This is a genomic window from Mesorhizobium sp. (genome assembly GCF_005063415.1).
GTDB lineage: Bacteria > Pseudomonadota > Alphaproteobacteria > Rhizobiales > Rhizobiaceae > Mesorhizobium.
In genome coordinates this window covers 22,393-31,164 of sequence record NZ_SUEG01000062.1, presented here as the reverse complement: position 1 = coordinate 31,164, position 8,772 = coordinate 22,393, and the positions used below count along the sequence as shown (strand labels likewise).

The window sequence follows — 8,772 nt, the reverse complement described above, 5'->3', positions numbered from 1 at the left end:
CGCTCGCGGGCCGGTGTCGGAACTGGCCGGCCAGATGAAGATCGCCATTGACAGCCGCCGCTCGAAGAATGTCGAGGCCAATGACCGGGACTACAGGACCAGCGTCGAAAAGCTCTATGCGGCGGGCGACGTGCGGCGCGGCCAGTCGCTGGTCGTCTGGGCGATCCGCGAGGGCCGCCAGGCGGCGCGCGCCATCGATGAGGCGCTGATGGGATCGAGCGTGCTGCCGCGCTGAGTCCGTCTCGAGACCCTACTTGTGCGGCCACCTGAAGGCGCTTTCCGCCCTTCCGCTGCCCCGGGCAGCTTACGGACTGATCGCCGTGGTCGTTTCGGTTGTGGCCCCGGCCGCAGGCTGCCGCCTTGGCGGCCAAGAAAAATCGTCGGCGCGGCCGGGCGCAGCAGCGGGCGCCTTGCCCTCGACGACGAATTTTTCACCGGGCCCGTCCGGCTTGGCCGGCGCTGCGGCACCGAGAAGTTCCGAACCGCCGTCGAGTGCCGGTGATTGCGAGTCGGCGTCGGTAGCCGGGTCGGCGGCCTCAGTCTTTTCCTTCGAGGGTGGACTACGTTACTGGCCAGTACCGGCAAAGCATCGAAGGAACTTTACAATCATAAAGGTACGTCACTGGTCTCGCGGCTCACCTATGACGATCTAGACGCGCATTCGAGTGAAGTCTTCTTCAACGCGATCCACAATCCGACTGGCATTTTCGTAAAGGCCTCCTCGGTGCGGGCGGCATCAGGGAGGATTTTCTCATGACGAGGACTTCTTACGGAAATGGGGGGCTACTCAAACACATTCAGTGATCAGCGCGGGGGCGGCGTCAGCTATTTCACCGCCGATCTTGGATATAATTTCTTGAACTCACCGCGCTACCGCATCGGTGCTTTTGTTGGCAACAATTTCTGGCACGAGAGCTACGATGCTTTCGGTTGCACGCAGCAGGCGACCAACTGGGGAACCTGTGTGCCAACCGTCCCACCTACGTCAACCTCTCAGCCAGGACAACGATTGGCATTCGCTGCGACTCGGCTTGGCCGGGCAGACGCAACTCACCGAGCGACTCAGCCTTTCTGGTGACGTGGCGTTCCTCTTCACGCGGCTCGACGGCAAAGATCAGCACCACATGCGCCCAAGATCAAGCTAATTCCCGAAGACGGCGATGGGCATGGCGTCCAGCTCGAGGCGGTGTTGCGGCCGTGGCGAATAACGGCACCGCTCATTTCGAAGAGGCAATGGGCGGTCGTGGTTCCCCGCAGGCCGACGATTGGAAGGCAAAGCGCTACGGCGTTTTCGTGCAGGCTAGCATCAAGTTCAACTGAGAGAGCAAGAACCGAGGAGAGCGGCGATGCCACTCCAGCTCATTACGATCATTGGATCAACAGAAGGAAGTTTTCCGAAGAGTTCTGCAAGCGTGCGCAAAGTCGCCAGACAAAGTTCTCTCGGTCCATAGTGTACGTGCCGTCACGCCCGTTCTCGACATGGTTGAATGATACGTCCCGCGCGATCGATCAAAGTCGTTTTTCATTGGTTTTCCGGAAATCGCGGGGAGCACAGCGTGCTGTGACCCTCGCCTGCTGGTTTTCTGTCAACGCGCAGATGAGGGAGAATGAGCGTACAGCAAAAATCATCAGTGCTGTCGCTTTCGCCAAAGCCCGCCGCAGCTAAACGGGGTCCCACGCCCGGTAGCGCCCCCTGCCGGTCACCTCACGGATGCCGAGTTCGGCACCAGCCCGAGCGCAGCGCGCTGGCTAATTTTCAGCTCGGCCGCGACCAGACCTGCCGACACCAGCGGCCGCGCCAGCACCAGCTCGATCAGCGCCGGCAGGCTCGAGTTTTTGCGCCGGTTCCTGAGCCGGCGCTCCATCTGGCTTTTGGCCAGCGCCTGGATGATTGCAAGGCTGAAACAGTCGATGGAACGCCCCTCCAGCGAAGCCGAACCGGACGAGGCGCGCGCGCCAGGTCCTTCGGCTGCCATCGGCACGCTGGGTTTAAGTGCTTGGGGTGACACGGCGTGATCTCCGCCGTTGGCGGGAACAGGGCAGTGCAATAGTACTGCCCTGTTCCTTTTGATCAGAGGCCAGTGCGGATTTCTTCGGCAAGCGCCCTCAACGTCGTCTCGACGTCATCGCCGTTTACCATCTTCTGCATCGCCACGGCCCATGCGTTCATGGCTTCGCCGAAGCCGACACGCGGTGTGAAAGCCAGCGCGGCTTGGTCCTGTATCTTTTTGAAGCTGTCAACGAAGTTGTTGAACTCGGGCTGCGAAGCGTACTTAGTCCAGGTGTCGTCTGCCAGGTCGACGTGCGCGGCGGATTGACGAGCTGGCCAGCAAGGGCACCCTTGAGCGCCACCTGCTTGGAGGTGGCCCACGGGATGAACAGCCAGGCCGTGCCCTTCTTTTCGGAAGCCGCGTTCATGGCGAGAGCCCAGATCCAGATGTCAGAATCCAAGCTCGTGGCGCTCGGTGCGTGCAGCGGCGGAGCGAAGGCGATCTTGCCGGATGCCGGCTTCCCCGCAACATCGTTCCAGAAGCCGAACATATTTGAGTCGATCGTCATCGCGCTGCGGCCGGACGAGATGCCGTCCACGACCTGGTACCAGTTATCATTGGCGAAGGAAGGAGCCGCGCACTTCTTGATCATGTCCACGTAATGTAGTCGTATCCAGCATCGGTAAGCTTCCGATCGCTCAGGTATTTGTCCAGCGGCTCCAGGGCGCCACTCGGAGCGAGGTCCTACGCGGGCTGAATGCCAGTGCCGAACACATCCCATGCTGGCGACTTCGTCGTCAGTTGGATCGTCATCTTGTTCCAGTAAGAATCGTCTGGGTAGAGTTCCGGCGTGACCTTGATGCCGGGTCAGCTTCTCGAACTCCGGAAATTGCGCAGCGAGAGCATCCGCATAGGGGTGGATGTCGTAGGCCCAAGTTATGCTGGTCCCTTCGAATTGACGCCAGTTCACGGTGTCGGCAGCGGCCGAATTAGTGAGCGATGCCGAGACGGCAAAAAACGCCAAGTCAAAAGCAAGCTGTTTGCGAAGCGACGCGCACCTGTAACGAGTACGGGGAATGAGCGACCCATGTAATCCTCCCTGGGGCATTTTGCCAATTTTTGGGTCCACTCCTCCATCCCGAGTTCGCTCATAGCCACAATAAGCGGTTTCCAACGAGCTCGCTCTGAATGCACCAGGCCAACTGGGTAAAAACGGGTAACCGGCACTAAAAGGCGTTGTAGTATCGCCACCAGAAATACTGCTCCGTGGTGCTGGCCTTTGCCTGGGGGCGCAACACGGCAACTACCCGCTCAAAACGTTTGGTCCTCTACCTCTTATTCACCGTCGCTTTCCTCGCGGCCTAACCCGGCCGGAATATCCGTTGCCAGAAAAAGGCCTCGCGGCCGGTTCGAGGCTCATCCCTCCTCCGAAGCAGCACGCTCAAGTATCGTCACAAGCCCCGAGCGCTTCGCGTTCGGCGATGTCCAAATTCCGACAATGTCGGATACAGTCAGATCTACTGGATTGCGTTTGAATGGTTTTCTCATTTGGCACAGTACATGCGGGTCATCCGCAAAACACGTGACCGACCAACAAGAGTTCGCATGATCACCTTACCACAACATACAGCCGCCGCGGAACAATCACTTGGCCCCTGATCGCCCACCCCGGCACCACAACCGGAGTCATCGATGTTCTGACAGGCTGCCCAAGGATACCTGCTGCAACAGGGCTTGCCCTGGTGACGACCACTCCGGCTCCGCCGGTTACCGACGAGGGCAAAGTGACGGATTTCCTGCTTTTCAACGGCATGGAGGTGGCTGTCATTCCCGACCACCGCGCCGGTCGTCACCCATATGGTCTGGTGCAGGATCGGCAGCGCGGATGAGCCGCCGGGGATATCTGCATGTCTTCGAGCATCTGATGCTCAAGGCGCCTCATGACGAGCACGGCTCCGTCGCCTGGAGAGATTGAACCCAAAGGGAGATTCAGATGTCTGAAGCGAATCAGGAAAAGTTGGACGCATTCTTGGGGAAAATGGTCGGCGATCTCGGTGCGATCGCAACGGGCGCGGGAGTCCTGCTGGGGGACAGACTCGGCCTGTTCAAGGCATTGCGCGAAGGCGGCAAGATGACGGCCGCCGAACTTTCGACACGCACCGGCACCCAGGAACGCCTCGTAAGGGAATGGCTTTCCGGGCAGGCGGCGGCGGGTTACGTCGACTACGATGAAGCGAGCGACAAATTCTATCTCAACGCCGAGCAAGAGCTGGTGTTCGCTGATGAAGACAGCCCGGCCTTCATGGCAGGCGCATTCGAGTTCCTGTCCGCGCTGTGGCTCGATGAAGAAAAGGTGAGGCAGGCATTCCAGTCCGGCAAGGGCGTCGGGTGGCACGATCATAGCGCGTGTCTGTTTCGCGGTACGGAACGGTTCTTCCGTCCAGGCTACAATGCCAATCTGATCGACTCCTGGCTGCCGGCCTTGGAGGGCGTCGTCGAGAAGCTCGAACGCGGCGTGGACGTCGCGGATGTTGGATGCGGTCATGGTGCATCGACCGTGCTCATGGCACAGGCCTTCCCCAATTCGCGCTTCGTCGGCTTCGACTATCATGCCCCTTCGATTGAGCGCGCCCGCAAGGCGGCCGAGGTAGCCGGCGTCGGCGTTAACACGCGGTTCGACGTGGCGGCCGCCAAGAGCTATCCCGGAACCTATGACCTCGTCACATTCTTCGATTGCCTTCACGACATGGGCGACCCGACGGGCGCCGCCACCCATGTCCACGGATCGCTCAAGCCGGACGGCACGTGGATGATCGTCGAGCCGTTCGCGCATGATCATCTGGCGGCGAACCTCAATCCCGTCGGCCGCGTTTACTATGCCGCTTCCACTTTCGTGTGCACGCCCGCATCCGTGTCGCAGGAAGTCGGGCTCGCGCTTGGAGCCCAGGCCGGTGAGGCGAGGCTGCGCAAGGTTGTGACCGGCGGCGGCTTCAAGCGATTGCGTCGCGCCGCGGAGACACCGTTCAACATGGTGCTGGAGGCCCGCCCTTAGCGTGGCCGTCGCCAGAAATTGCAGCTCATCGCATTGATGAAGATCACCGCCAAAAATCCGGACGCGTCGGGCACATTTTCAAGGCGTCTGGGTTCACGCAGAGGTCGCTGCCGAGTTGTGTGCCAAGAGTCCCATACGTTGCGGCTCAGAAAGGGCCCGACGCACGGCTACGAACATGCCCATAGCGATGGCCGCTATAATCACATATGCCCACCATGGCGCGTTCACAAAGCTGGTAAGCCACGTCGCACCGAACGCGCTTACGACAAAAACGAGAGCCTCGATAAAAAGACTGAGCCTGTACACATTCAGTCGTCTCATCCTCATACCACCCATCCAAAGACTGAGCTTGTTGCGCTGCTGCGACAGAGCCTAACATATTGGAGAGTGCTCACTATTTCTATGCTGAACAGTCTCGCCCGAGTATATGTTTTACTAGTCGCTAATTAGACGGAATTCTGCCAGTCTGCATTCCCCCCTGATCTGATGTAGAGCAGCTTCCAAGTGGGAATTAGTCCCCCATCGACCGGATCGGGCGACACGAACATGCGCTGAAGGCTTGGCGGAACGGCTACTGGGACCATGATGCTACTCGAATGCAAGATAGTGTCAGAACGTCCCGGGAAGGCTGCAGGCAGGGGATGTCAGGTCAATCAGCCTATAGATATGATACCGCCCATTCGCTGAGACTTCACGATGGGCATAGGAGGTGGGAATTCGTGCCTTGAGATGGACGCGGCTGTCGGAGCAGGCGAGCACGGCAGCAGCGATGGCCTGAACCTTCGGGCCGCTGACAAAAACGTTCACCACCGCACGCGAGCCGAACCCGTCGAGATACGTCTCGAAAGCATCGAGGTGGGCCATCAGCCCGAAAGCCTGGATGTCGCGAACTTCGCCATCTTCGAGCCGGTGGGTTTCACGTACCTTGGCCACCTGTTGATCGAGCAAAGCATCGATATGCGCATTCTTGTCGCTTCTTGGGACGAGGAGCGAGATCCGTTCCGGACTGACGATATCGATCAATCCGTAGAATACGTCGGCATCTCCTCCGATCCCCACGAGCAGGACTTTCTCTTCGCCCATTCCTCCGCTGCCTTGAAGATGAGGGACGGTGACGTATCGGTCCAAGCCGCTGGAAAAATCCTCTTTGCCGATCGCGTTCCCGTAGATACCTTCGGCGTACCCGAATTCGAGAGACTGAATCGACATTTTCTTGAATGCCACCGCAATCAGCCATTGGATGTAGATTCGCGGCATCGTCGAGCACTCGACGAAAACCTTCCGCAGGCTTCCTTCGTATGAGCCACATGAAGCGGCCATCTGAGTGAGCAGGTGATCGAGGAGATTGATGTTCTTCTGATACTCGATGGAAGGCTCGAGGGTGATCACAGTCACTTCGACGCCCCATCGGGTACCCATAGCGATGAGCTTTCGCCGGTTTTCTTCGACGGCTGGGACGTTCGCTTCCTTCAGAGCAAAGTCCAGAACCACGATCTTGCCGACCTTCAGGTCAAGATGGTTTTCGAACGCGGCGAAACGCGTTTCCCATCCAAGCGCGACGATCGCGATATCTGCCTCCATCGTTTCGCAGGTACCTGCATCTCTCGCCTTCTCGGTGACGGCCAGATGGCCGAAGACTCGATACTCGACAGTTGAAGCGGTCATTCGAGATCGCTCTCGAAAAGCGAGTGCTGGAATTCGGTCTTGAGTGCGGGCCGCGCGACGAGCTCCTTAAACACCGAGTCGGCCCAGTCTTCTGGGAGCCGATGCCTGGTAAAAAGCAGGTCGACCATCCGCGCCGCAGGGATTGTGTTGATTTCGTACGGGCCGCGATAGGAGAACCCGAAGTAAGGTGCAAATCGCCGATGCAATCTGATCATCATCTCCTTCGATGCGGGGTCGGCGCGGTCCACCTCAAAGTTGCCGGCGGCGGAGACCTCCCGGATAAACCCATCCCTTTCCGCCCGACGCAGGACCTCGTCCAGTTTTCCGCTGGGTTGCTCCAGTCGGTTCACCAGCGAGCGCATTTCCTTTAGATCAACCCTGAAAATGCCTCTCTCTGTCGTTCCTAGAGCTTTTTCTTCGGCAAACTCTGTCTGGAGGCGAGCGGTCAGGTAACCCAACGCCCGCACCATGCGCACGCTCTCTTCTTCGTACGGATGTGAAAGCGCCTGAAGTCCATCAAGCTTCCGTTGAGAGGCGGCGTTCACAGCCTGTCTCTGCTGTTCGAGATGAATCTGTAAATCCGAGTTGATGAATTCCACCAGTTTTCGTGGATCACTGGAACTCGGAACACTGCGGCGGAAGATCTCTCCCATTATATCAAGGAAATCGCGTATACAGACGTCGCTCAATGATGTGATGATCTGGTGCCCTACGTACGGGTAGTCATGCAGACGCAGCATCTGGCACGCTTTCAGAAAAGCCCATCCCTGTTTCCGGGCGATCGACCTCTTCAGATTTGAAGCATCCGCCTTGCTCATGGGCCGGCGCTTGATTTCCGGGTTCATGAGCGCGAGCGCCAGCCCTTCGGCATAAGGGCGCGCTTTTCGATCAAGAAGGAATTGCTGCTGATCCGCCGTCCTCAAATTCACGGAGAGGAATTCACGTGCTGCATCAGCAAGTGCCACAAGCTCTTCTCTGCCCTCGGAATGACCCGATATGATAACCCGCTCGATGATGTCATTGACGGAAAGCCGCCCCAGCCGGTTTTTGAGCGAAAACGCGCTGAGCGCATCGTTGCGCTCGAGATCACTCCGCAGATGGTCAGGAAGCGCATAGTACAGCCGAAGCGACGACACGTTCTCGCACAGCGTGGCGAACTCCCTCGGATCGACTGAATCAAGATTCTCGACGTCCCGGTCAGCATTCGAGAGGGACTGGCCGGGTATGATCGTCCGGATCGTGTCGTAGAGGCCGCCGATGTAGGCGAGGACCCATTTCACGTTGCCGCGCGTCTTTCTCACCAAGGTGTTCAGGAACTGCTGTTGGAGCGGTGTCAGTGCTTCACAGTCGTCAATCAGTATCTTGAAGAAGGGCGCCCTGTCACCGGCGAAAGATGGGCCATTTAAAAGTGGAGTGATCGCGGTCGCGACCTTGTTAATGATCGCGCCAGGGTCTGTCGCTCTGAAGCCGGTCGCTCCGGCATCGGCGGCAAAGAAGAACGCGTTGAAGCATTCGTCGACGTACCGGGTTATCCCACCCCGCAGCTCATCGATGCTGAAAAAGTCGAGACGGGCAGGTTGGGGTATGAAGTGCAGCACTTCGCGATGCAGTGCCAGGGCGACGTCCCTATCTTCGGAGGCCCGGTATTTCAAGTGGCCGTCGCGTCTGAGCTGGCCGATGCTCTCGAGCAGGCGTTCGACTATCTTCAGCTCCAGATAGTGAGAGAAGATTACGAATTGCCGCGGGATCACGGCGGCCGTGTCGAAGCGTATCCGCTCCGGAATGAGGTTCAGAACCGCGTTGTCGATTAGGGGCGAGAATGTCTCATTGAGCTGGAAGAAGACGCCATACCAGCCGAGCTTGCCGACTTGGTCCGCGAGACTTTTGTCTTCAAGGATGTGGACTGTGGAAAGCGAGCGAAGAATGCTGGTCTTGCCGCTGCCTCTCGTCCCTGCGACGAAGACCGGCTTGGCGGCGGCAGAAATCAAGGCCGACTTCTGACTGAACCACAGTATCGGGCGGCTTTCGTACTCGATCCTGTTGGGGCCGAACGGATTCTCCATC

Annotated in this window: 5 protein-coding genes and 3 pseudogenes; 3 read left to right on the top strand and 5 right to left on the bottom strand. The window is 58.6% G+C overall.

Annotated elements, in window-relative coordinates; genetic code table 11:
• Positions 1-235, top strand: a pseudogene (gene gltD / locus E5W70_RS17615) (glutamate synthase); the annotation flags it as partial.
• A 69-nt stretch (positions 236-304) separates the two neighbouring features.
• Here the strand turns inward: gltD and E5W70_RS17610 are convergent.
• From E5W70_RS17610 to E5W70_RS17600, 3 genes and pseudogenes are all read right to left on the bottom strand, one after another.
• Positions 305-499 (bottom strand): annotated as a pseudogene (locus E5W70_RS17610) (DUF459 domain-containing protein); the annotation flags it as partial.
• 1,201 nt (positions 500-1,700) lie between these two features.
• On the bottom strand, positions 1,701-2,009 hold the full coding sequence (locus E5W70_RS33140) for a helix-turn-helix domain-containing protein (protein ID WP_236473435.1): 309 nt from the start codon (positions 2,007-2,009) through the stop codon (positions 1,701-1,703).
• A gap of 157 nt (positions 2,010-2,166) precedes the next feature.
• Positions 2,167-2,643, bottom strand: a complete 477-nt coding sequence (locus tag E5W70_RS17600; RefSeq protein ID WP_292660144.1) for an extracellular solute-binding protein — start codon at positions 2,641-2,643, stop codon at positions 2,167-2,169.
• A gap of 1,087 nt (positions 2,644-3,730) precedes the next feature.
• Between E5W70_RS17600 and E5W70_RS17595 the strand changes: the two are divergent.
• Together E5W70_RS17595 and E5W70_RS17590 are read left to right on the top strand one after the other, a co-directional pair.
• Positions 3,731-3,927 (top strand): annotated as a pseudogene (locus E5W70_RS17595) (insulinase family protein); the annotation flags it as partial.
• 57 nt (positions 3,928-3,984) lie between these two features.
• The gene (locus E5W70_RS17590) at positions 3,985-5,043 is read left to right on the top strand and encodes a class I SAM-dependent methyltransferase (RefSeq protein ID WP_024504268.1); all 1,059 of its coding nucleotides are present in this window, start codon (positions 3,985-3,987) and stop codon (positions 5,041-5,043) included.
• 609 nt (positions 5,044-5,652) lie between these two features.
• On the opposite strand, the gene E5W70_RS17585 is transcribed toward E5W70_RS17590, so the two are convergent.
• Positions 5,653-6,708, bottom strand: a complete 1,056-nt coding sequence (locus E5W70_RS17585) for a hypothetical protein (RefSeq protein WP_063169411.1) — start codon at positions 6,706-6,708, stop codon at positions 5,653-5,655.
• Positions 6,705-8,771 (bottom strand): hypothetical protein, encoded by a 2,067-nt coding sequence (locus E5W70_RS17580; RefSeq protein ID WP_292660142.1) that lies wholly within the window; start codon positions 8,769-8,771, stop codon positions 6,705-6,707. Before E5W70_RS17580 ends, E5W70_RS17585 begins: the two co-directional genes overlap by 4 nt.
• Position 8,772: the final 1 nt, after the last annotated feature.